A 24,014-nucleotide genomic window follows, 5' to 3' on the forward strand; every position below is an offset into this window, starting at 1 on the left:
CCTATTCTTCGTTACTTTCTTCTTCATCATCACTAAAGAGTTCATCAATTGCTGAATCTAAATCATCAAATGATTCTTCATCTTCTGAGAAATCACCTTCAACCTCAGCCACTTCTTCATCAGTAACCTCTGGTTGTTCAGGAGTTGTATCAATTGAAGTAGGGAAGCGACGTTCTTCATCTTCAATCTTTCTTGCATCTATTTCTTCACCATTTTCATCTAACATACGAATATCTAAAGCTAAAGCCTGTAATTCTTTTGTTAAAACTCTAAATGATTCAGGAAGTCCTGGTTCAGGCAATTTTTGTCCTTTGACAATAGCCTCATAAGTTTTGACACGTCCTACAACATCATCAGATTTGACAGTTAAAATTTCTCTCAGTGTATAAGCTGCACCATAAGCTTCAAGTGCCCAAACTTCCATTTCTCCAAATCTTTGTCCACCATTTTGTGCTTTACCACCAAGAGGCTGTTGTGTTACTAAAGAGTATGGACCAACTGATCTGGCATGAAGTTTATCATCAACCATGTGAGCTAATTTAATCATATACATGACACCAACAGAAACGTTTGAATCAAAATATTCACCAGTCATTCCAGAAATCACTGGTTGTTTTCCATCAACAGACATTCCTGCTTCTTTCATGATATCTTCAAGATCTTTTGAATTAATACCATCAAAAGCTGGTGTTGCAAAATACATACCTAACTCTCTGGCAGCATAACCTAAATGTAATTCCAATACCTGCCCAATGTTCATACGTGAAGGAACCCCTAATGGATTCAACATGATGTCAAGAATTGTTCCATCTTCTAAGTGTGGCATATCTTCAATTGGTAATATTTTAGAAATAACCCCTTTATTACCATGACGACCTGCCATCTTGTCACCTTCAGAAATTTTACGTTTTTGAACGATATAAACTTTAACTTCTTTATTAACACCCGGTTGTAATTCATCACCATTTTTTCTAGAGAAAATTTTAATATCATGAACAATTCCTGCCCCTCCATGAGGAACTCTTAAAGAATTATCTTTGACTTCTCTAGATTTTTCACCAAAGATTGCTAATAATAATTTTTCTTCTGCAGATAATTCCGCTTGTCCTTTTGGTGTTACCTTACCAACTAAGATGTCACCTTCCTTAACTTCAGCACCAATCATAATGATACCTTCACTGTTTAAGTTTTTACGTGCATCTTCACCAACATTAGGAATATCTCTTGTAATTTCTTCAGGTCCTAATTTTGTATCACGACATTCAATACTATATTCTTCAATATGAATAGATGTATAAACATCTTCTTTAACTAATCTTTCAGACATGATAACAGCATCTTCATAGTTGTAACCATTCCATGTCATGAAACCAACTAATACGTTTTGTCCTAAAGCTAATTCTCCCTGTTCCATTGATGGACCATCAGCAAGAATTTCACCTTTCACAACTTGATCACCGACTTTTACAATTGGTCTATGGTTAATACAAGTTCCTGCATTGGAAATCGCAAATTTTGTCAAACGATATTTATGAGGTCCTGTATCTTCTTCAACAATAATCTTTTTCGCATCAACATAAGTGACAATACCATCTTTTTTCGCAACAACGGCTGCTCCAGAATCTCTTGCTGCCTGATATTCCATACCAGTTCCTACAAGAGGTGTATGTGGATTTAATAATGGGACAGCCTGACGTTGCATGTTGGCACCCATTAAGGCACGAGTGGCATCGTCATTTTCAAGGAAAGGAATACATGAAGTGGCAACAGAAACAATCTGTTTTGGAGAAATATCAATAAAATCAATTTCTTCTGGTTTTGCCATGATATTTTCCCCTAAATGACGGGCAATAACCTGTTCATCAAGGATTTTACCATTTTCATCATGTTGAACCTTAGCTTGTGCAATCACATAATTCTTTTCTTCATCAGCTGTTAAATAACGCACATCATCTTCATCAATAACACTATGATTGACTTTACGATAAGGTGTTTCAATAAATCCATATTTATTGATTTTTGCATAAGAAGCCAACGTTGAAATCAACCCGATATTTGGACCTTCAGGTGTTTCAATTGGGCAAATACGACCGTAGTGAGAAGCATGAACGTCACGAACTTCATAACCAGCACGATCTCTTGATAACCCACCTGGCCCTAACGCTGATAAACGACGTTTATTCGTTAACTCAGCTAATGGATTAATCTGATCCATAAATTGAGATAACTGAGATGATGAGAAAAACTCTTTAATAGCGGCTGTTAATGGTCGAATGTTTGTTAATGATTGTGGAGTGACACTATCAACTTCAGACAATGACATTCTTTCTTTAACAACTCTTTCCATTCTTGACAAACCAATTCTAAATTGATTTTGAATCAATTCTCCAACAGAACGGACACGTCTATTTCCTAAATGATCAATATCATCTAATAAACCAATACGACTCATCAAATTGACTCTATCATCACTTGCTAAATCTAATGAATCATAGATATCCACAAGATTTAACATATATGAATAGGCAGCAATCATATCTGAAATTGTAATATATTTACAATCTAATGATAAATCTGTCCCTACAACTTTCATTTTCTTTGATTTTGTTTCATCAACATAAACTTCTAATACTTGAATACGTCCATGTGATCTTAAAAAATCATTTGTGTGAATATCTCTCATATGAGCTCCAGCTTGGAAAACAGGAGCTAAAAGGTCTACTTTATCTTTTGTTAATAAAGTTCCTTCTTTCATCACAACATTTCCATCTATATCTATAACATCTTGAGCTAAAACACGGTTTGTAATTCTATCTAATAAACTCAATTTTTTACCAAGTTTAAAACGTCCTGCACGTGCAAGGTCATATCTTTTTGCATCAAAGAATCTTGTATATAATAAATTGTTAGCACCTTCTAAAGTTGCAGGTTCCCCTGGTCTTAATTTATTGTAAATTTCAATTAAAGCTTCATCAGTATTATGAGTTGTATCTTTAGCTAATGTATTTCTGATAAACTCATGATCTCCTAATACTTCAATAATATCTTCATCACTACTTAATCCTAAAGCACGTAATAAAATCGTTCCCGGTATTTTACGAGTTCTATCAATACGTACATTTAAAATATCTTTTGCATCGTTTTCAAATTCAAGCCATGTTCCTCGTGAAGGAATCATACTTCCAGTGAAAACAGTTTTACCACTTTTATCCATTGCATCAGCAAAATATGCTCCTGGCGAACGTACTAACTGTGAAACAATAACACGTTCAGCCCCATTAATAATAAAAGTACCAGAATCTGTCATTAATGGAAAATCACCCATAAAGACTTCATTTTCCTTAATTTCACCAGTGCCATTATTCACTAAACGTAAAGTTGCACGAATAGGTGCACAATAATTTGTATCTCTATCTTTTGCTTCTTCCACTGAATATTTCGGTGCATCAAAGCGACAATCCACAAACTCTAAAGTTAAAGTTTCGTTGTAATTGCTAATAGGATAAACATCGTTATAAACTTCTTTAATTCCTTCGTTTTTAAACCATTCAAAAGAATTTGTCTGGATTTCTACTAAATTTGGCAATTCCAAAGACCCACTAATTCTTGAATAATTGCGACGATTAATACGACTTTTTGCCTGAGTTCCATTTCTTTCCAAGCCTGTTTCACTCCTTATTCATGATCTCTATCTCCTAATTAAAGCAAGCAAAAAACACTGCTTTTTATATATGAGTAGGCATTTTATTATACTAGCATAGAGGCCAGTTGAAGTCAATACCAAATCATAAATTTCAAAATTTCTTTTGAAACACAAAAAACAGTGTTATTTTACCGATTTTAAAACAAAATATCCTTTATCTCTTTTTATAATTTCACAATTCCCAAAAACATCTTCCATCTTTTTCTTAGCAGAAGGAGCCCCTTGTTTTTTTTGAATAACAACAAACAAAGTTCCCGAATCATTTAAATGATGATATGCTTTTTCTAAAATTTCAAAAACAATTGTCTTTCCAGCACGAATCGGTGGATTAGATACAATAACATCAAAAGTTCCTTTCACATTTTCATAAACCGAACTTTTATATATTGTAACATCTTCCAACTGATTATAACAAGCTGATTCCTTAGCTAAATTCAAAGCACGTTCATTTACATCAACCATTTCCACCTTAAGCCATGAATACACTTTTTTTAATGATAACCCCAATGTACCATAACCACACCCAACATCCAGTAATGATTTTTGTGATGGTAAAAGATGTATACTTTCAAGAAGAACACGTGATCCATAATCAATATACTCTTTAGAAAAAACCCCTATATCACTGACAAAAGTCAAATCTTGATTACGATATTGAAATGTAATATATTTTTTCTGTGATTTTAAATCAGTATTATTTGTATAATAATGAGCCATCATCTCACTCCTTGTTAAAAAAAAGCCCTTCAATAAGGGCTTTTTAATTTTAGAAATTATTTAACTTCTACAGTTGCACCAGCAGCTTCTAATTGTTCTTTAATCTTAGCTCCTTCTTCAGCTGGAATATCTTTCTTAATTTCAGCAGGAACTTTGTCAACTAAACCTTTAGCATCAACTAATCCTAAACCAGTAATTTCTCTTACTGCTTTGATAACAGCAACTTTAGTAGCACCAACATCAGTTAATGTTACAGTTACGTTAGCTGGAGCAGCATCTGCAGCAGCTTCTCCACCAGCAACAACAGCTACAGGAGCAGCAGCAGTTACATCAAATTTTTCTTCGATTGCTTTTACTAAATCATTTAATTCTAAAATTGTAGCTTCTTCTAAATAAGCTAAGATATCTTCATGTGTTAATTTTGCCATTTTATTTTCCTCCGTTCATTTTTAACTATTCAGCAGCAGCTTCTTCAGCCGCATCTCCACCTTTTGCGTCAGCAACAGCTTGAATAACTCTTGCCACTTTAGCAACAGGTTCTTTCATACATGCAAGTAACATTGAGTACATACCTTCACGATTAGGTAATTGTGATACTGCCATTACTTCTTCTTTAGGTAAGAATTTACCTTCGATATAAGCAGCTTTAATTTGTAATGCTTCGTGATCTTTTGCAAAATTTGCTAAAATTCTTGCAGGAGCCACTGCATCATCTTTACCAAATGCCAATGCGTTTGGTCCAACAAGGTATTCTTCTAATTCGTTCATACCTTCTTGTTCAACAGCTCTTTGAACTAATGTGTTTTTATAAACTTTAAATCCCACATTTTCAGCTCTTAAAGCTCTACGTAATTCAGTAACTTCAGCCACTGTTAATCCACGATATTCAACAACAACTGTAGATTGTGAATTTTTTAATTGTTCACTGATTTCTGCAACAACTTGTTGTTTAGCTTCCAAGATTTCTTTTGACATTGTTACACCTCCTATTAATTTTATATATGCAACAATATATCCGTGAAAAACTCCCTCGTATTTACGAGGGAGTTGTCAATTCTTTGACAATATCACCTCGGCAACTTAATTAAGGTTTCCCCGTTGCTGTCTACGGTATATTGATTGCGTCGTTAATATAGCTTCTCTATTACATAGAAGCGACTTTTACTGAAGGACCCATAGTTGAAGAAATTGCAATATTCTTCATATATGTTCCTTTTGCAGAAGATGGTTTAATTCTTAATAATAAGTCATAAACTGTTTTAAAGTTTTCTGCAATTTTTTCATCATCGAAAGAAATTCTTCCGATTGGCATATGAACATTACCATCTTTATCAGTACGGTAAGTGACTTTACCAGCTTTTGTTTCTTGAACAGCTTTAGCTACATCCATAGTTACTGTTCCAGTTTTAGGGTTAGGCATTAAACCTTTAGGACCTAAGATACGTCCTAATTTCCCTAATTCAGCCATCATATCTGGTGTTGCAATCATTACTTCAAAATCAAGCCATCCTTTTTGAATATCTTCAAGGATTTCTTTTCCACCTACAACATCAGCTCCAGCAGCTTTAGCTTCTTCAACTTTAGCTCCTTGAGTGACAACTAATACTTTCTTTGTTTTTCCAGTTCCGTGTGGTAAAACGACAGCTCCACGCAACTGTTGATCAGCATGTCTTGTATCTAATCCTAATTTAAATACAACATCCACACTTGCATCAAAATTGACTTTACTTGTTTTCTTTACTAAAGCAACTGCTTCATCAATTGGGTAAGCTTTACCTTTTTCAATAAGAGCAGCGGCTTCTTGATATTTCTTACTTCTTTTAGCCATTTTCTTTTCTCCTCTTTTTAAAATTAAGCATCTAAGCCTTCAACTTTTACACCCATATTACGAGCAGTACCAGCTACGATTTTCATTGCTGCTTCTAAATCGTTAGCATTTAAATCAGGCATTTTGTATTCAGCGATTTCTTTTAACTTATCAGCTGATAAAGTTGCTACTGTTTGTTTAGAATCAGATGCAGCTTTTTTAATTCCACATGCCTTTTTAATCATTTCTGCAGTTGGAGCAGTTTTTAATACGAAATCAAAACTTTTATCTTCATAAATTGTCAAAACAACTGGTACCGTTTCTCCCATACGATCTTTTGTCTGATCATTGAAAGCAGTACAGAATTTTGGCATTTGAATTCCAGCACCTGCTAAAGCTGGTCCTGGTTTAGCTCCCCCAGCAGGGAATTGAATTTTCATAACTCTTGTGACTTTCTTACTCACGCGACACACCTCCTATAAAAATTTGTCCGTGCTGTGGTAAAGGACAGTCAATCCTCCCACGCATAATAACACATATTGCGTCGTTTACTTATTATACATAAACTATCACAGATTGCAATAGTTTTTTATTGAATATATCAACTTTTTTACAAAAAAAGATCATCAAAAATGACCTTTTCTTATAATTCTACTTTCTCTAATTGAACAAGTCCAATTTCCATTAAGTTTTCATTTCCTAAAAAATCAATAAAAACAGAAGCCACTTCTTTTTCATGATCAATAGACTCTACTTTTCCCTGTTTTCCAGCAAAAGGACCAGAAATGACTTTCACTTCATCACCTACACCAAAATCAACTTCAAGTTGAGAAGTCTTGATTCCCATGCTCTTTAAAATAGGATCAATTTCTTCCTTAGGTAACGGGAAAGGTTTAGCACCCCCACCAGATGACCCAATGAAACCAGTAACTCCAGATGTATTACGCACAATATACCAGGCTTCATCTGTCATAATCATTTCCACTAAAACATATCCTGGAAACATATTTTTTGTTTTATTAATCTTTTTTCCATCTTTAATTTCTGTTTCTACATGTTCAGGAATAACAATATTAAATAAACAGTCCTGAAGTCCCATAGATTCAACACGTTTTTCTAAGTTTTCTTTTACTTTGTTTTCATGACCTGAATATGTATTGACAACATACCAGCGTCTTCCTTCATCATTCATTCCAGACATCTTAATTCATCCCCAATGCTTTCAAAATTAATGCAATCACTGCATCACTACCATAAAAATAAACGCCAAATAAAAAACAAAAAACCAAAACCACAACAGAATTATAAGCTAATTCCTTTTTTGTTAACCAATGAATATTTTTGATTTCAGCACGAATGCCTTTTAATGTACACCATTCCTTGATTTTCATGTTGACCTCCTATTTCGTTTCTTTGTGAATTGTATGTTTTCCACATTTTTTACAATATTTTCTTAACTCAAGTCTTTCTACATTTAATCTTTTATTTTTAGTGACTGAATAATTACGTGATAAACACTCCGTACATACGAGAATCACTTTTTGTTTCATGTTCATCACTCCTTTACGTTTTTATAATTTAACACATTTATTTTAGCTCGTCAATGCCAACAACTTTCTTTGAATAGCGATAAACAGCATTATAGACACTTTTCACTGAAATATGAAGTTTTTTAGCAATTTCTACTTCATCATATCCTTCTTTTTTATACTTCATAACCTGATTTTCTCGAGGTGACGTTCGTGCTTCAATTTGTGTTGAATAGTAAGTTTTTGCCTCTTTCACCATCAAACTCGTCTCAGGATGATAATGATCATGATCATCAATAACCATATCTACATAACGTATTTCTTTATCGTCATCTACATAATTATCGAGAGATAATATTGTTGTTCCGGCACGATAACAAATATCTTTATTTACACGCAATAAACTTAAAATACGTTTTGTCAGTGCAATTTTCATAAATGTGGCCAGTGTCGCTTTTTGATCATCACGATAACTATCAATAATATCGTGAAACCCCATCATTGCCATTTGAATAAAATCTTCATGTTCATACCCACTGACAAAATAATATGAAAACGTCAGCATCCATTTCGACACCAAATGATAATAGCGTCGATAAAGTATTTCCCTTGCTCTTTCACTACCGCAATGCATTAAATAAACCAATTCATCATCATTACTGTAGCCTCTCATGCTACCTCCCTTCTACTTTAAAGGATGACGTGAATTGTAAATCTGATAAAGTATAACTGCACAAGCAACAGAGGCATTAAGCGATGTTACATGTCCCGTCATTGGCAAAACAACATTCATATCGCAATGTTCTTTAACAAGACGTGAAATGCCAAAACCTTCGGAACCAATCACAACAACCAGTGGCATATTATAATCAATCGCACGATAATCCTGTGATTGATTTAAATCACAGCCAACAACCCAGAAACCTTGTTTCTTTAATTCATCTAAAGTACGAGATAGATTCGTGACTTGAGCAACTTTGACATGATCAATAGCACCTGTAGATACTTTTGCGACTGTTGGAGATAAACTCACACTACGCTTTTTGCCAATAATAACGCCATCAACCTCAATAGCATCACAGGTTCTTAAAATCGCTCCTAGATTATGAGGATCCTCTAAACCATCCAGCATTACCAACAATGGCTGCTTTCCTTTTGGAATAGCCTGTATCATTTCATCCAGTGAATAATAGCGATAACTTTCTATAGCTGCCACAATTCCCTGATGCACGACTGAACCAACAAGTTTCGTTAGCTCATCTTTATGACGCACGATATGAACTTTAACATTCTTTGCTTTTGCTAAAGAAAGAACTTTATCATCTTTTGCATTTTTCATCAAATAAACCTCATAAACTGGTTTATTTCCCTTTAAAGATTCAATTACTGTGTTTTTCCCATAAATATATTGTGTCATATTTTTCTCTCCATGCGTCTCAAATTTGTCTCATTTTTTTCTCATTTTCCATCTACAAATTCTTTAAATAAATCAAAAATCTCTGTAATTCTCTCTTGTTTTTTTAATAAATATAAATGCCCAACTAATGTTTCAAAACCAGTCGACTGATTATAAGTCATGACAGATGTATTTTTAGGAACATGTCGACTCTTTGCATTTCTACCTCTTTTATAAATACCTATTTCTTCTTCTGTTAACCATTGCTGTTTTAATGCTTCTTGTATAAAGGCCGCCTGTGCTTTAGCACTCACAAAAAATTTAGCTTCTTTCTGTAATAAATCTGGTTTCATTATTCCTTTTTCAACTAATAAATACTCTCTGACATAAACCTCAAAAATACTATCTCCCAAATATGCTAAGGCTAATACATTCATTAATTCTGGCCTCATTTATATAATTCCTTTATCCTGTAATTCTTTTCTTAAAAGGTCTGCCTGTTCAAAATTCTTTTCACTTTTTTCCTTTTGCCAGTTTTGATATAAAGCAATATCCGCTTCACTTAGCACTTTTGTTTCATGTAAAAATCCCATCATATCCAACATTTTTACAAGTGTCTGATATCCCTTAGAAATCATAATATTATCTTTATCCTTAACACGCATTAATTGATTTAACACTTTCACTTGTCCTAAAATCTGTGTCAAAGCTAAAGATGTATTCAAATCATCGCTAAGTGCTTTTACCATTTCATCTACTGTTTCCTGACAATACTCATTTTCCAGACAATGATGAACCTGTAGATACAATGAAGACTGTTTTAAAATATTTTCTACTTTTTCCACTTCTTTTTTCACATTATTTAAAACATCATCAGTAAAATTCAATGGATTACGATAATGTGTTGATAACATCAGCCACTTATAAACATTACATCCTAATTGTTCCAATAAATCTTTTGCCCATAAAACATTTCCCAAAGATTTTGACATCTTTTGATTATTAATATTAATCATTTGATTATGCATCCAGATATGTGCAATAGGATGATGATGGCAAGCTATAGACTGAGCAATTTCATTTTCATGATGAGGAAATTTTAAATCCTGTCCTCCTCCATGAATATCAATATATCCATTTTCAAAAATATCATTGATCATCACAACGCATTCCGTATGCCACCCCGGTCTTCCTTTAGACCATGGGCTATCAAATTGAATTCCTTCATCAGTTTTTTTCCACAATGCAAAATCAGTAGAACTTTCTTTTTTATCATTGTCTTCAACACGTTCACTCGCTCCAGCAATCAAATCTTCAATTTTGATACCAGACAACATACCATATTCCTTAATCTTTGTCACTCTAAAATAAACATCGCCATCAACTTCATAAGCATATCCATCTTTAACAAGCTGCTCTATAAATTGAATGATTGGCTGCATTGTTTCTGTAACACGAGGTGCATAAGTTGGAAATAAAAGATTTAAACCTCTACGAACATCTTCATAAGCTTTAATATATTTATCCGTTAATTCTTTTTCTGAAATTCCTTCTTCTTTAGCGGCTTTAATGATTTTATCATCGACATCTGTAAAATTAGATACAAAAGTCACCTTATAACCCAAATATTCAAATGTTCTTCTTAAAATATCAAAAACAATCATAGGACGTGTATTTCCTATATGAACATAATTATAGACCGTTGGACCACAAACATAAATACTCACTTCTCCCTCTTTAATAGGAACAAATTCTTCTTTCTTATTCGTTAATGAGTTAAATAGTTTCATCTCTATTCCTCCTTAAATAAAAAAGCAGATGATAAAGACGTCCTCTTTATTTACTTTATCAAATGCTTTATAAACTCTTTATCAATACTATAACAAATTCACCTTTGTTAATCAAGATTAATGATGTACTGTCAAAGATTCCAAATATTGTCTAGCCGTATCACTCGATTCTTCATAAACATTTTCTGGAGCCTGATAACCATAAACATAACTTGCTTCTTCTGTAAAATAAACCATTTGTATAAACTTCATTCCAGAAGCCTGATAAAGACCTGTAAACTCATAACATTCTATGCCACTAGGAATTGTTTTTAATGAGTAATAAACATCAATAGCTCCATCTTCTTCTAACTGTCCTTCATAGAGTTGTGGAAGTTCATCTAAAACATTGTCAGTATCATCAATGATTGTAGTATATATATACGTTTCTTCATCTTTAATAAAACGAACATCTTTTTGATTTTCATTATTAGCATTTAATTCAAAATCTTTAGGATAATAGAAAGAAACCAGATCAGTCACCTCATACAAATTTCCATCTCTTTCTAAAGATATTTCTACATTATCCTTTTCACAAGCAAAAAGACCTATTATTAACACCAAAATCACAAAAAGTCTTCTTAATACCTTCATCTTCCTCCCTCCTCTTACGAAAACATTGTACTAAACTCACACTTGAAAATCAAATAAAATTTCATGCTCAAACAAAAGAGATAGGTTTCCCTATCCCCTTTATTAATCTAACAATGAATTAAAAACTTTCAAATAGGCATCAGCACTTTTATCCCAATCAAGTTTCGCTTCCATTGCACGATGTACTAATCCTTGCCATTTTTCTTTATCCTGATAAACCTTTAAGGCATAATCAATAATATCCATCATTTCATGAGCATTATAGTTCTTAAAGCTAAATCCATCACCAGTATTTTTATACTCATCATATGGTTCAACACTATCTTTAAGTCCTCCTGTTTCTCTAACAATTGGAATTGTACCATAGCGAAGTGACATCATTTGAGATAAACCACATGGTTCAAATAATGATGGCATTAAGAACATATCACATCCGGCATAAATACGACAAGATAATCCAAAATCATATTTTAGATTCAATGATAATTTTTGATTATGGTATGCTGCTATTCCTTTTAGAGGTTCTTCATATTTTTGATCCCCAGCTCCTAAAATAACAACCTGCACATCACGTTTCATTAATTCTTCCATACGATTAATAATTAAATCCAATCCTTTTTGCCAAGTTAATCTTGTCACAATACCAATTAAAGGTACATCTTTATTTTCAGGTAATCCACATTCTTTTTGTAAAGCCAATTTATTGATGACTTTCTTTTCATCAACATTTGTGATATCAAAATGTTCAACAATCTCTGGATCAGTCGCAGGATTAATTGTTTCATAATCAATACCATTTAAAATACCATACAAATCATGTCTACGCATCTGTAAAATATTCTGTAACCCTTCACCAAAACTATCCGTCAAGATTTCCTGTGCATAAGTTGGCGATACTGTTGTGATAATATCACTATAATAGATAGCCGCTTTCATCATATTGAAGCATCCATCATTACGACAGTTTCCATTATAATAGAGATAATTATCCAATCCAAAATGATCACTTAACAAAGCAGGATCACATTTTCCCTGATAAGCAATATTATGAATTGTAAAGACAATCTTAATTCCCTGATAATATTCATAATAAGCATATCTTTCTTTATATAGTGTTGCTATCATTGCTGTCTGCCAGTCATGTAAGTGTAGAATATCAGGCTTAATATCAATATGTGATAACAACTCTAATACTGCAAAATCAAAATAAGCAAATCTTTCATTATCATCATCATAACCATATAAACCAGGTCTTCTAAAATATTGTTCATTATCAATGAAATAATATGTGACACCATCATATTCAGCTTTGAAAACACCACAATAGCACTTTCTCCAACCTACCCAAATATCATAATTTGTTACATATTCAAGTGTATCAGCTAATTTCATATCCTGATACTTAGGCAATACAACAATGCATTCATGTCCTTTTTGAACAAGAGCCTTAGGAAGTGAACCTAAAACATCCGCCAAACCACCAGATTTAATATAAGGATTCGCTTCACTTGTCGCAAAAACAATTCTCATTAAACAACATCCCCTTCTCTAACATAAAGTGGTTCACCTTCACCAATAAGTTCTGTTTTCTTTTCAATATGAGCATCTTTATCAATAATCACATTTTCAAGATGTGCCCCAGCACAGACTTTAGAACCATTTAAAATAATACAATTTTTCACAACTGCATTCTTACCAATAGATACATCACGAGATAAAATACATCCATCAACTTCACCATCAATAATAGCTCCATTAGCTACAAATGATTTTTTCACACTTGCATTTTTCAAATATTTTGTTGGTGGTGTATCATTTGTATTTGTAAAGATTGGCCATGTACTCTTGAATACCTGTGTAGAAATATCCATATCAAGGAATTCCATACTCACTTTATAATAAGCTTCATAAGAATCAATACATCTTGCAAATCCTTTATATTCATAAGCCATAATTTTTCTTTCATCACATAAATAAGCAAGAGTATCTCTTAAATTAAAGAATGAACTAATCTTTTGAGCATATTGAATTAATTTTAATAAAGTCTTTTTATTAATAATATATGTTTCCAAAGACATATTTCTTTCTTTTCTATTTCCTTTATTGTTCTTAATTTCCATCACTTGTTTACCTTTTAAACGTAAGAAATCAGAACCCACAAAAGCTTCATCGGCATTATCAATTTTTTGATAAACCATTGTAATTTCAGCACCAGATTTTGCATGAGCATCTACAACTTCTGCATAATTCATTGTTGTAATAATATGTGCAGGAGCAATTACAACATAATCTGCTTTTGATTTTTCAAGGAATGCAATATTTTCCACAATATTATTAATATCATGATTATACATTGGACTATTTGCATACTTTTCATTGTATAAAAGTGAAACTCCACCAGATTTAGAGTTAAAATTCCAAGAGTTTCCATTTCCTAAATGTTTAAATAATGATCTTGGTTTTTCTTTAATTAAAATACCAACAGTATCCACATTAGAATTTGACATATTTGATAAAACAAAATCAATAATTCCATAACGACCTAAAAAGCTGACTGAAGCTACTGGTCTTTTTTCTGTTAAACCTTTATATGAAATATCAGAGTGTAAATTTATATATCCAACTACTTTTGCCATCTTGTTAACCCCCTCGTATTATGCATTGTCACTGACAAGTTCCACTTCTTTAGCTTCTTTATTGATTACATCACTTGATTTCACTACAACACCTTCATCAATAATTGCTTTATAAATTTCTGCGCCTTCTTCTACCAGAACACCTGGCATTAAGACAGAATCAACAACCTTAGCACCTTCACCAATATATACATTGTTGAATAAAACAGAACCTTCTACTTCACCATTAACGATACAACCTTGAGTGACAAGTGAATGTTTAATTGATGCTTCTTCACCAATAATTTGAGGTTTACTCAATGTATCTTCAGTATAGATTTTCCAATCTTTTTTAATGTTATAAAGATCTAACTCTTTATCATCCAGCAAGTCCATATTTGCCTGCCATAAGCTTTCAACTGTTCCAACATCTTTCCAATAACCAGAGAATTCATAAGCATATAACTTCTTATTATCTTCCAACATCATTGGAATAATATTCATACCAAAGTCATGTTTACTATTTTCATCTTTTGCATCCGCAATTAAATATTTTCTTAATTCTTTATAAGTAAAGATATAAATACCCATAGATGCAAGTGTTGATTTAGGTTTTTCAGGTTTTTCTTCAAATTCATAAATTGAACCATCTTTATTTGTATTCATAATACCAAAACGACTTGCTTCTTTTAATGAAACATTCAAAACAGCCACTGTTAAATCAGCACCTTTTTCTTTGTGTGCTGCTAACATTTCAGCATAATCCATTTTATAAATATGATCTCCTGATAAGATCAAAACATATTCCGGATCATATTGATCCAAGAAACTAATATTTTGATAAATGGCATCTGCTGTTCCAGCGTACCAAGTAGCTCCAACGCCACCTCTTTCACGTGCTGGTAAGATGGCAGCTAATGAATTGTTTCCATCAAGACCCCATTTTGTTCCAGCACCTACATATGTTCCTAATAGAACTGATTCATATTGTGTCAAAACTCCAACCACATCAATACCAGAGTTAGCACAATTACTTAAAGGAAAGTCAATAATTCTATACTTTCCTCCAAAATGTACAGCAGGTTTCGCTACTTTTGCAGTTAAGGCTTCAAGACGTGTACCACGTCCTCCAGCTAAAATCATCGCAACAATTTCTTTTCCCATAATTTTTCCTCCTCAATTGTGATTATGAAAGTGCTTACCTATGTATTTATTTTATCACATTCTTTTTTAAAAAAATACTATTTCATGTCATTTTTAATGATTTTTTTCACCTATTTTCCTCTTTTCCAAATAATCTTGGACTCATCAATATTTTTTCATTTGAGTCAACTTTTTCTCTTTTTTTCATATATTAAAGAGAGGTGATCACAATGTCCCCACGAATCATATACAATGATTCTGATGTTGAATTATTAGCCCGTATCATGAAAGCAGAGGCATTAGGTGAAGGTGAAGAAGGCATGTTAATGGTTGGTAACGTTGTTGTCAATCGTGTTGTAGCCAACTGTGATGTTTTTAAAAACACCCGTACCATTTCTGAAGTGATCTATCAAAAAAATGCCTTTTCCGGTGTTGGTCAACCCCTTTTCAATCAGCCAGTCAATGCTAAAGAAAAAGAATTAGCTTTACGTAATATCGATGGCTATCGTATTGAACCTGCCACCAATGCCCTCTGGTTTAAAAATCCTGGTCGTAATGTCACCTGTCCCCAACAATTCTATGGTGAATTAAGTGGTCGCTATAAAAACCACTGCTTTTATGCACCCGGTGCAAAAATAAAATGTGATTTATAAAGGAGAATCTATGGATACAAATAATCAATCAATCATACCCAGTTCACAAACATCTTCATTACCAACCCCTATTTCTGAACAGACTTATCTAGAAAATATTTTGCGTTTAAATATTGGAAAACTTGGCACTTTCTATTTCACATATACCGGAAGTGAAGATTGGCGTGATCGTATTTACAAAGGAATCATTGAACAAGTTGGTAGAGATCATTTTGTTGTACGAGATCCTAAAAACCAAAAATACTATATTTTTCAGTTTGTTTATTTTGATTGGGCAGAATTTGATGAACCCATCAATTTCAATACACGATAAAAATAAAAACCAATGAAAGAGTTCATCTCCTTTATTGGTTTTTTGTATCTTGTGTTTGAAGATCAATCAAATATTTTCTGACACGAGAAATAAAATGTAAAGATCCCGTTACAACAATATGTTGTTTTTTAATATAAGCTGTTTGCATAGCCTCAATAAAACTATTGACAATTGTCAAATGAGGACGTGGTGCTATTGACGATAAATCAATAGCTCTTTCATCTTGGAAAGTCGTGATATAAACATGATAACCCGCCTTTAACATAGCTTCCAACATTTCATCAACATCACGATCATTTAAACATGAAAAGACAATCGCTACATCTTTCTCTTTTTTGACTCTCAGGGTTTGTAATAAAGCCTTAATACCCGGCATATTATGAGCACCATCAATGTCCACTTTCACACCTTGATAATCCAATGTTTCATAGCGTCCTTTCCATGAAGCATGTTCAATTGCCGGTTGTGTAACAATAGGATCAAGTTTAATCAGTTTAGAAGCAATTGTTAATGCCAGACGTGCATTTGTCACTTGATAAATCCCTTGATTTTCCAAAGTAAATGCCATATCACGATATCGAAAATGAAAAGGATAACGAGAAACCTGATATTCAGGAACAACATACATCACTGCACCCATAGCGTCACATTGTTCTTGAAAACGCGCTAGAATCGTCCCTTTGGTTTCACTTGTAATAAACATTTGATGAGGTTTAATAATGCCCATTTTTTCATTGATAATATCATAAATATCACCCAATTGCTTTTGATGATCTAAACCAATATTGGTAATAGCACTCACAATAGGATCAATGACATTCGTTTTATCGTTCATTCCTCCAATTCCAGTTTCAATAATACGATAATCTAAATCTAAGGATTGAAAATATGCCAACATAATTAACACATCAATTTCAAACATAGACAGTCCATCTTCTTCAATAATGGCATAATATTGATTGACATATTTTAACAAATCTTCATCACTAATAGGTATATCATCAACACGTATACGATCATTATGACAAATCAAATACGGTGAAGTAAAAGTCCCTACTTTATACCCATGAGCATTAAGTATACTGCGTAAGTAATTCACTGTTGAACCTTTTCCATTTGTCCCTGCAATATGAATCATATTTTTCTGTTTCATTAAAATATGACATTTATTTAAAGTATCTCTAAAAGCATCAATTGATCTTTTACTTCGTTTTGATTCTATGTATGCTATGGCTTCATGAACATCTGTAAACATTATCGAATCCTCCAATCTATAGGTTCTATTCCTTGACTTATTAAAAACTGATTTGTTTTAGAAAAAGGTTTAGAACCAAAAAAACCACGATAAGCTGATAAAGGTGAAGGGTGAGGGCTTGTAATCACACAATGCTTTGTCTGATCAATCATTTTAGCTTTATCAATAGCCTGTCTCCCCCAAAGGATAAAGACTAAAGGCTTTTCTCTTTGATTCATCGCTTCAATGATATGATTTGTAAAAACTTCCCAGCCCTTTTCCTTATGTGAATTGGCACGATGTGCCTGAACTGTTAAAACTGTATTCAATAATAAAACGCCTTGATTTGCCCAAGCAGATAAATCTCCATGACGAGGAATCTCTATCCCAACATCATCATGTGCCTCTTTATAAATATTAACAAGACTCGGTGGAATAGGCACACCTTTAGCCACACTAAATGCCAAACCATTGGCCTGATGTTCTTCATGATAAGGATCTTGGCCAATAATCACAACTTTTATATCTTCATAATCTTTAAAATTGAAACAATGAAAAATACGTTGACGTGGTGGATAAACAGTATGAGTTTGATATTCATGATTGACAAACGCTTCTAACTGCTGATAATAAGGCATTTGACGTTCACGATCTATGATTGTTTTAAAATCCATTACAGAATAAACCTTTCAATAATTTCAGCAATAACACCTTCATTATTATCAGCCTTTGTCACAACATCACAAACTTTTTTGACATCATCCACCGCATTTCCGGCAGCCACAGACAATCCTGCAACTTCTAACATTGGTAAATCATTATAATTATCCCCCACAGCAATACATTCAGACAAATCCACGCCAATGATTTGAGCCAGATGTTTTAATCCTTCTCCTTTATCCACACCAATCTTATTAAACTCCATATAACGATTAGATGAATAACTGACAGCACACATTCCTTCTGTTATTGATTTCATTTGAGGTTCTAAACTCATCAAATAAGGAACATCTGTATTTTGAAATAAAATCTTTGATATAGGCTCATCCTTTAAAAAATCCATAGAATTCTCTGTCATAATTTCACATTCTACCTGTTGTTCTTGAATACGTTTTGCTTCTGATTCAGATAAATTAAAAACATACACTTTATCTTTTGTATAAATATGTTGACAAACATCCTGTTGTAAACCAAACTCAAAGATTTCCTTTGTTTTTTCAAAAGATAACCCTTCAAAATAAAGTAATTGATTGTTTTTATTCTCTGTTAAAGCACCACCATTAAATGAAATAACATATTCTTGAGGAATATCATATAATCCCAGTAATTTTAAATCACGTTGAATAGACATAAAACCACGTCCCGTTGCCGGAACAAACTTAACTCCTTTTTCTTTGGCTAAACGAATTAAATCAATATTTCTTTGACAAATGACATGCTGATCATTCAACAATGTTTCATCCATATCACTTGCTATCACTTTATATTTCATTTTCCATTTCCTCCCCCTATAAACTTTTCAATCACTTCTTTAACTGCTCCCTGATCATAATCTACAGTTGTCACATAATCACTGATATCTTGAATATCTTGACTGGCACCTGCCACACATACACCTAATCCTGCCATTTCAATCATTGACACATCATTATAATTATCACCAATCGCAATCACATCTTTAGTATCTATATGTAAATAATTAGCCAACCACTTTAAAGCAGCTCCTTTGCTTACACCAAGAGGATTAAATTCAAGATAACGATAAGAAGAATAACTAATAGAAAATTGCTGTTTGATTGTTTCAGGCAAATCTTTTTCAATCGATTTTAAATAATCCATATCTGGTTTGACATACAAAAACTTCGCAATCTTAGCATCTTTCAAAAAATCCATATTATATTCATCAACAACTGAAAAAGCTGCTTTTTGGGCTGTTTTTCTTTCTATTTCACTTTGTTCTGCTCTAAATAAATAACAATGATCCAAAGTAAAAATCATCACACAAACATGATACTTCTCACCCCAATCAAAAAGTAACTTGGCTTCTTCAAATGAAAGTCCTTGAAAAGAAAGAATTTGAGCCTCTTTATTTTCAACAATCAACCCGCCATTAAAACAAATAGAATATTGATGTGACTGCTGATATGTTCCAATTTCTTTTAAAATATCTTCAATCATAGGAAAAGAACGTCCTGTGGCTGGTACAAACAAAACATCTTTCATCTGATGAATAGCATCCTGATTCATTTTTGGCACATGATGATTCACTAATAATGTTTCATCTAAATCTGATAAAATCATCTTATACATTTAAACATCCTCCTCATATAAAAAAGACATAAATAAAGGTACTCTTTCTCTCCATTCACTCTCATTATGATGAGCACCCGGAAAATAATGAACTTGTAAATTTTCTACCTTTGGTTCTAAATGTTCATAAATTTGTTGATTACTTTCTATGTACCATTGATTAATGATTTTATCATCTCCACTTTCAAATTCTCCTAAATCCAAATAGAAACGATTTGATTGATCATAATCTTGATGTTCAATAATATCTATAAATTCATCTACATAAAACCAGAACGCTGTCGATAAAGCTGCACATTTTTGAAAAACTTCAGGATATTGAAAAGCTGCATAAGCACTAATGACAGCTCCCATAGAACTCCCAACAATGCCTGTATTCTCTTTTTGCGTACGAAATCGACAATCAATATATGGTTTTAATTCATCTTTTAGCCATTCAATATAAGCCTGTCCTTCACCACCAATAATCAGTCCATCCTGTTGTGTTTCCTGATAAGAAAGAACATCATTAATCGGCCAAGGCCCATATTCATCCATACGTTTAAAGCCTTCTTCATTGCAAGGAATCGCAACCATAATGATATCCATTCCCGTTTCTTTGACATACTCTAAAAAGCCCCAGCTTATTCCACTATATGACAGATAATCAAAAAAAGCATTCTGCCCATCTTGAATATAGAGAACTGGATAATTCTTTTGTGTTCGATAATAATCATCAGGTAAATAAACTGTAATTTCACGTTCACGCTTCAATGCCTTCATTGGAAAACAAAACGAAACAAACATTTCAAAACCTCCTTTAACAAGACAAAAAAATAAGCCCGAGCTTATTTTTTTGATTCCGGTAATTTAATAACTTCTTCATCATCATCTGGAAAAATATACTGCTCTCTTGCATATCGGGCAACATAATCATCATCTGTTAAAAGTTCCACTTCCTTAGATAATTCCTGTTTTTCCTTTTGTAGTTCTGCCTTTCTTTCTTCTAATTGTACCAGTTGTTGCTTTTGTCCTATGACACGATAAGCATTGACTCCTAATGTATAGATCAGCAAAGCAGAAATCCCAATATAGACAAATCCTAAGAGCTTTTTATATCTTGGTGTTTTCTTTTTTGCCATTTTTTCTTCATCCTTCCTATTCTTTTTTGTATTATACCATTAATATAACGAAAAAAGAAGATAAAAGGTGAGAATATTCTTTTGAAAAAGTGAACTATTTTCTCTAACCCATACAAAAGATAATAAGCATAATAACGACTATACACCAAATAGCCACCAAGTAAGAAAACTAAAAAATAGCCTCTGACAATTCCCTCATTAAAGAAAACAAGTCCATAAAAATAAAGAACGCCATAAATCATACCAAGACAACATTGTATAATATAACGTATCCACAAAGGAATCCCATATAAAAAACGATTCACAACATGATAAACACCAGTCATGATAAAACCAAATAAAAAAGAATAAAAAAGACATTGAAACTGTATAATTAAAGACATTATTTTAAGAGTTTATTAAACATCTTTTCTTTAGGATGTTGTTTCTTCTTATCTGACACATAACTGATACTATCAATATTTCCTCGAATACTTACTTCATTTTGATCTTGATCCAAACGTACCAGAGTCAATTCACTCCCTGTAATATTTAAATATCCTAAAGATGTTTCAATCAAAAACTCATAAGCATCAAAACTCTCTATCTTTTTGACACCAGTTAACTCCAAACTCTTACGATCCTTTAAACACACATGATGATATGGTGTCTGTTCAAAATGTAAACTATTATCCATATTCAACCCTCCTATACCAACATATGTTGATTTCCTCTTTTTATGCAAAAAGAGGTTTACAAAATCGTAACCTCCTCTTTCTTCTTTTCTTCAATAATATCATATAACATATGACTATCATCCTTTAAAACATGATCCCTTAATTCATTAACCTTGACAACCAGTATACTACGACCGAATTCAATCTCAATGATATCTCCAATTTTTAATTTTGTAGATGGTTTAGCCACTTTGCCATTCACCTTGACACGTGATGCTTCACTCATCTCCTTTGATAACGTTCTTCTTTTAATAATTCTCGAAACTTTTAAAAATTTATCTAAACGCATGACTCTAATTCCTCCTCAATAATATCTCTTACAAATTCCAGTAATGCCTGATCTATTAAATAATAAGGCGTCTGATGACTTAACATCAGCAAAGCTCCTTGTACAACCTGTTCATAAAGCAAAGGAAAAATGGTTACTTTTTCCTCTTTCCCATAAAACTCCATCGTGATTTCTATTTGTTGTTCTCTTTTTTGTAATTGCAATAAAAAATCTTTAGATAATTCACGTCTTTGATATTTTGCCAGACCATCAGAAGAACAGACGACGATACATCTTTTATCACACAATAAAAATGTATTATGATATTTACTATAAAGACGTTCTAATAAAATTTGAATCGTAGGACTCAGTTTGTATAACATCGAAAACTTCGTTAAAATGATATGATTGTGTTCAACCGCAAAAGAAACACTCTCACCTTCCTTCAACATTAACTGTTTTCTAATTTCCTTAGGAATCACAATTCTCCCTAAATCATCAATTCTTCTGACCATACCTGTTGTTTTCATCTTTTCACCTCAAATATTCATTTGATATTAGTATATCCACTCCTAATTCTTTTAATCTTTGATATTCTTTAAAATCAGGAATTGTCCACGATGCAGTGAAAATATGATGTTTTTTTAATTGTTTCATTCTCTCTAAATCCATAAAATCATAACGTGGATGAAAAGCCTGAATATGATATTTCAATAATTCATGATACTTTTGTTCATAATCATTTTCCATCAAATAACCAACATAAGCTTTTGGGGCAATTTCTTTCATCTTCAATACTGAAGATAAAGAAAACGAAGAATAATAAATCTGCTTTTCAACTCTCAATGCTTTGACAAGAGCATGAACTTTTTCTTCAATACCTTGATAAGCAATCACATCTGTCTTCAATTCAATATTCACAACAAATTCTTTATCTTGAATAAATGTCAATAAATCCTCCAACAAAGGCAATGGGTAAAAGCCCTCTTTGCCACATGAAAAAGAATATTCCTGTAACTTGGCATAAGTATAATCTTGAATAAAACCATGACCATTACTCGTACGATCAATCGTTTCATCATGAATCAAGACCAGTTGCCCATCTTTTGTCATATGAACATCTGTTTCCACACCATCAAAACCTTTTTGATAAGCCTGTACAAAAGCTTCCATTGTATTTTCTGGATAACATGCACTATATCCACGATGTGCTAATAATTTCATATCTTTATCACCTTCACTATGGTATAATATTATACTATAAATGTGAGGTGTTACAAATGATAAAAGCAATCTTTTTTGATATTGATGGCACATTATTATCCCATCAAAGTCAAAGCGTTCCTGCATCAACAAAAAAAGCTTTGAAAATACTTAAAGAAAAAGGCATTTATACTTTCATTGCAACAGGAAGACATATTTCTGAAATCAAGGATTTACCTTTAGATGATTTAGAATTTGAAGGATATATTACCCTCAATGGTCAATATTGTTATAACAAAGAGGGGGTTATTTACGACTTATCCATTGATCCACAAGATATTCAACAAATTCTTTCTTTCATTGATCAAAAACCATTTCCTTGTATTTTTGTTGAAGATGAGAAAATGTATATCAATTATCACAACCAGGCTGTTGAAACAGTTCAAAAAGCCATTTCTACCCCTTTACCCGAATTAGGCAATTTAAAACGTGGTTTGACTCATCCCATTTACCAAGTCATTCCTTATGATATAACCATTGAACAAGAACAAGAAATTCTCCAACAGATGCCCCATTGTCAATATACTCGTTGGCATGATTTAGCCATTGATATCATTCCTCAAAATGGTGGGAAACAAAATGGTATTTTAGAAGTTTTAAAAAACTACCATATCTCTATTGATGAAACAATGGCATTTGGTGATGGGCATAATGATATAGACATGTTAAAATTAGTGAATATTGGTATTGCGATGGGAAATGCCAATGATGAAGTCAAAGAAGCTGCTGATGAAGTGACTGATAATATTGATCATGATGGAATTTATAAAGCACTTAAAAAGCATCATCTCATTGATGAGTGA

At 32.6% G+C, this 24,014-nt stretch carries 31 protein-coding genes and 1 other annotated feature; of the genes, 3 read left to right on the plus strand and 28 right to left on the minus strand.

Going from position 1 to position 24,014, the window contains the following annotated elements:
* Position 1 precedes the first annotated feature (1 nt).
* From ACGHJ8_RS11735 to ACGHJ8_RS11815, 17 genes are all read right to left on the minus strand, one after another.
* Positions 2–3,661 (minus strand): DNA-directed RNA polymerase subunit beta, encoded by a 3,660-nt coding sequence (locus ACGHJ8_RS11735; RefSeq protein WP_087357596.1) that lies wholly within the window; start codon positions 3,659–3,661, stop codon positions 2–4.
* Positions 3,662–3,826: 165 nt separating this feature from the next.
* On the minus strand, positions 3,827–4,420 hold the full coding sequence (locus ACGHJ8_RS11740) for a class I SAM-dependent methyltransferase (RefSeq protein WP_087357597.1): 594 nt from the start codon (positions 4,418–4,420) through the stop codon (positions 3,827–3,829).
* 56 nt (positions 4,421–4,476) lie between these two features.
* Positions 4,477–4,848 (minus strand): 50S ribosomal protein L7/L12, encoded by a 372-nt coding sequence (gene rplL / locus ACGHJ8_RS11745; RefSeq protein ID WP_087244292.1) that lies wholly within the window; start codon positions 4,846–4,848, stop codon positions 4,477–4,479.
* Positions 4,849–4,873: 25 nt separating this feature from the next.
* Positions 4,874–5,395 carry a 50S ribosomal protein L10 gene (rplJ, locus tag ACGHJ8_RS11750; RefSeq protein ID WP_087357598.1) on the minus strand — a complete coding sequence of 174 codons (522 nt, stop codon included), beginning with the start codon at positions 5,393–5,395 and terminating at the stop codon, positions 4,874–4,876.
* A 35-nt stretch (positions 5,396–5,430) separates the two neighbouring features.
* Positions 5,431–5,549, minus strand: a sequence feature (ribosomal protein L10 leader region).
* 15 nt (positions 5,550–5,564) lie between these two features.
* Entirely contained in the window at positions 5,565–6,248 is a 684-nt protein-coding gene (rplA, locus tag ACGHJ8_RS11755) for a 50S ribosomal protein L1 (protein ID WP_087357599.1), read from the minus strand.
* Positions 6,249–6,271: 23 nt separating this feature from the next.
* Positions 6,272–6,691 carry a 50S ribosomal protein L11 gene (rplK, locus tag ACGHJ8_RS11760; protein ID WP_087357600.1) on the minus strand — a complete coding sequence of 140 codons (420 nt, stop codon included), beginning with the start codon at positions 6,689–6,691 and terminating at the stop codon, positions 6,272–6,274.
* Positions 6,692–6,870: 179 nt separating this feature from the next.
* Positions 6,871–7,428, minus strand: a complete 558-nt coding sequence (gene nusG, locus ACGHJ8_RS11765) for a transcription termination/antitermination protein NusG (protein WP_087357601.1) — start codon at positions 7,426–7,428, stop codon at positions 6,871–6,873.
* 1 nt (position 7,429) lies between these two features.
* Entirely contained in the window at positions 7,430–7,618 is a 189-nt protein-coding gene (gene secE / locus ACGHJ8_RS11770) for a preprotein translocase subunit SecE (RefSeq protein ID WP_087357602.1), read from the minus strand.
* Between the two features lie 9 nt (positions 7,619–7,627).
* Entirely contained in the window at positions 7,628–7,777 is a 150-nt protein-coding gene (gene rpmG, locus ACGHJ8_RS11775) for a 50S ribosomal protein L33 (RefSeq protein ID WP_087357603.1), read from the minus strand.
* A 37-nt stretch (positions 7,778–7,814) separates the two neighbouring features.
* Positions 7,815–8,429: a sigma-70 family RNA polymerase sigma factor gene (locus ACGHJ8_RS11780; protein ID WP_211963179.1), complete on the minus strand. Its 615-nt coding sequence runs from the start codon at positions 8,427–8,429 to the stop codon at positions 7,815–7,817.
* Between the two features lie 12 nt (positions 8,430–8,441).
* On the minus strand, positions 8,442–9,173 hold the full coding sequence (rlmB, locus tag ACGHJ8_RS11785) for a 23S rRNA (guanosine(2251)-2'-O)-methyltransferase RlmB (RefSeq protein WP_087357605.1): 732 nt from the start codon (positions 9,171–9,173) through the stop codon (positions 8,442–8,444).
* Positions 9,174–9,214: 41 nt separating this feature from the next.
* A complete protein-coding gene (locus ACGHJ8_RS11790; RefSeq protein ID WP_087357606.1) occupies positions 9,215–9,604 on the minus strand; it encodes a Mini-ribonuclease 3 in 390 nt (129 codons plus the stop codon).
* Positions 9,605–10,942, minus strand: coding sequence for a cysteine--tRNA ligase (gene cysS / locus ACGHJ8_RS11795; protein WP_390540498.1), 1,338 nt, complete (start codon positions 10,940–10,942; stop codon positions 9,605–9,607).
* Positions 10,943–11,059: 117 nt separating this feature from the next.
* Positions 11,060–11,575 carry a hypothetical protein gene (locus ACGHJ8_RS11800; protein WP_087357608.1) on the minus strand — a complete coding sequence of 172 codons (516 nt, stop codon included), beginning with the start codon at positions 11,573–11,575 and terminating at the stop codon, positions 11,060–11,062.
* A gap of 102 nt (positions 11,576–11,677) precedes the next feature.
* The gene (gene glgA / locus ACGHJ8_RS11805) at positions 11,678–13,105 is read right to left on the minus strand and encodes a glycogen synthase GlgA (RefSeq protein ID WP_087357609.1); all 1,428 of its coding nucleotides are present in this window, start codon (positions 13,103–13,105) and stop codon (positions 11,678–11,680) included.
* Positions 13,105–14,211, minus strand: coding sequence for a glucose-1-phosphate adenylyltransferase subunit GlgD (glgD, locus tag ACGHJ8_RS11810; protein WP_390540500.1), 1,107 nt, complete (start codon positions 14,209–14,211; stop codon positions 13,105–13,107). Before glgD ends, glgA begins: the two co-directional genes overlap by 1 nt.
* 18 nt (positions 14,212–14,229) lie before the next feature.
* On the minus strand, positions 14,230–15,354 hold the full coding sequence (locus ACGHJ8_RS11815) for a glucose-1-phosphate adenylyltransferase (RefSeq protein WP_211963172.1): 1,125 nt from the start codon (positions 15,352–15,354) through the stop codon (positions 14,230–14,232).
* Between the two features lie 209 nt (positions 15,355–15,563).
* Between ACGHJ8_RS11815 and ACGHJ8_RS11820 the strand changes: the two genes are divergently transcribed.
* Positions 15,564–15,986 (plus strand): cell wall hydrolase, encoded by a 423-nt coding sequence (locus ACGHJ8_RS11820; protein ID WP_087357612.1) that lies wholly within the window; start codon positions 15,564–15,566, stop codon positions 15,984–15,986.
* 10 nt (positions 15,987–15,996) lie between these two features.
* The gene (gene gerQ, locus ACGHJ8_RS11825; RefSeq protein ID WP_087357613.1) at positions 15,997–16,299 is read left to right on the plus strand and encodes a spore coat protein GerQ; all 303 of its coding nucleotides are present in this window, start codon (positions 15,997–15,999) and stop codon (positions 16,297–16,299) included.
* A gap of 31 nt (positions 16,300–16,330) precedes the next feature.
* On the opposite strand, the gene ACGHJ8_RS11830 is transcribed toward gerQ, so the two are convergent.
* From ACGHJ8_RS11830 to ACGHJ8_RS11880, 11 genes are all read right to left on the minus strand, one after another.
* On the minus strand, positions 16,331–17,554 hold the full coding sequence (locus ACGHJ8_RS11830) for a folylpolyglutamate synthase/dihydrofolate synthase family protein (RefSeq protein WP_205089718.1): 1,224 nt from the start codon (positions 17,552–17,554) through the stop codon (positions 16,331–16,333).
* Entirely contained in the window at positions 17,554–18,207 is a 654-nt protein-coding gene (locus ACGHJ8_RS11835; RefSeq protein WP_087357615.1) for a uracil-DNA glycosylase, read from the minus strand. Before ACGHJ8_RS11835 ends, ACGHJ8_RS11830 begins: the two co-directional genes overlap by 1 nt.
* A complete protein-coding gene (locus ACGHJ8_RS11840) occupies positions 18,207–19,025 on the minus strand; it encodes a Cof-type HAD-IIB family hydrolase (protein WP_087357616.1) in 819 nt (272 codons plus the stop codon). Before ACGHJ8_RS11840 ends, ACGHJ8_RS11835 begins: the two co-directional genes overlap by 1 nt.
* Positions 19,022–19,843, minus strand: a complete 822-nt coding sequence (locus ACGHJ8_RS11845; RefSeq protein ID WP_390540504.1) for a Cof-type HAD-IIB family hydrolase — start codon at positions 19,841–19,843, stop codon at positions 19,022–19,024. Before ACGHJ8_RS11845 ends, ACGHJ8_RS11840 begins: the two co-directional genes overlap by 4 nt.
* A complete protein-coding gene (locus ACGHJ8_RS11850) occupies positions 19,844–20,605 on the minus strand; it encodes an alpha/beta hydrolase (protein WP_390540506.1) in 762 nt (253 codons plus the stop codon).
* 65 nt (positions 20,606–20,670) lie between these two features.
* A complete protein-coding gene (locus ACGHJ8_RS11855; protein ID WP_087357619.1) occupies positions 20,671–20,964 on the minus strand; it encodes a septum formation initiator family protein in 294 nt (97 codons plus the stop codon).
* Positions 20,925–21,347: a spore cortex biosynthesis protein YabQ gene (yabQ, locus tag ACGHJ8_RS11860; RefSeq protein ID WP_087357620.1), complete on the minus strand. Its 423-nt coding sequence runs from the start codon at positions 21,345–21,347 to the stop codon at positions 20,925–20,927. Before yabQ ends, ACGHJ8_RS11855 begins: the two co-directional genes overlap by 40 nt.
* Positions 21,347–21,640 (minus strand): sporulation protein YabP, encoded by a 294-nt coding sequence (gene yabP / locus ACGHJ8_RS11865; RefSeq protein ID WP_087244315.1) that lies wholly within the window; start codon positions 21,638–21,640, stop codon positions 21,347–21,349. Before yabP ends, yabQ begins: the two co-directional genes overlap by 1 nt.
* Before the next feature lie 56 nt (positions 21,641–21,696).
* Positions 21,697–21,969, minus strand: coding sequence for an RNA-binding S4 domain-containing protein (locus tag ACGHJ8_RS11870; protein ID WP_087357622.1), 273 nt, complete (start codon positions 21,967–21,969; stop codon positions 21,697–21,699).
* Positions 21,960–22,478, minus strand: a complete 519-nt coding sequence (locus tag ACGHJ8_RS11875) for an AbrB/MazE/SpoVT family DNA-binding domain-containing protein (protein ID WP_087357623.1) — start codon at positions 22,476–22,478, stop codon at positions 21,960–21,962. Before ACGHJ8_RS11875 ends, ACGHJ8_RS11870 begins: the two co-directional genes overlap by 10 nt.
* Before the next feature lie 4 nt (positions 22,479–22,482).
* Positions 22,483–23,172: a glycerophosphodiester phosphodiesterase family protein gene (locus ACGHJ8_RS11880; protein WP_390540510.1), complete on the minus strand. Its 690-nt coding sequence runs from the start codon at positions 23,170–23,172 to the stop codon at positions 22,483–22,485.
* Between the two features lie 56 nt (positions 23,173–23,228).
* On the opposite strand from ACGHJ8_RS11880, the gene ACGHJ8_RS11885 reads away from it, so the two are divergent.
* Positions 23,229–24,014 carry a Cof-type HAD-IIB family hydrolase gene (locus ACGHJ8_RS11885; protein ID WP_390540512.1) on the plus strand — a complete coding sequence of 262 codons (786 nt, stop codon included), beginning with the start codon at positions 23,229–23,231 and terminating at the stop codon, positions 24,012–24,014.

The organism is Massiliimicrobium timonense, from assembly GCF_042850985.1.
GTDB lineage: Bacteria > Bacillota_I > Bacilli_A > Erysipelotrichales > Coprobacillaceae > Allocoprobacillus.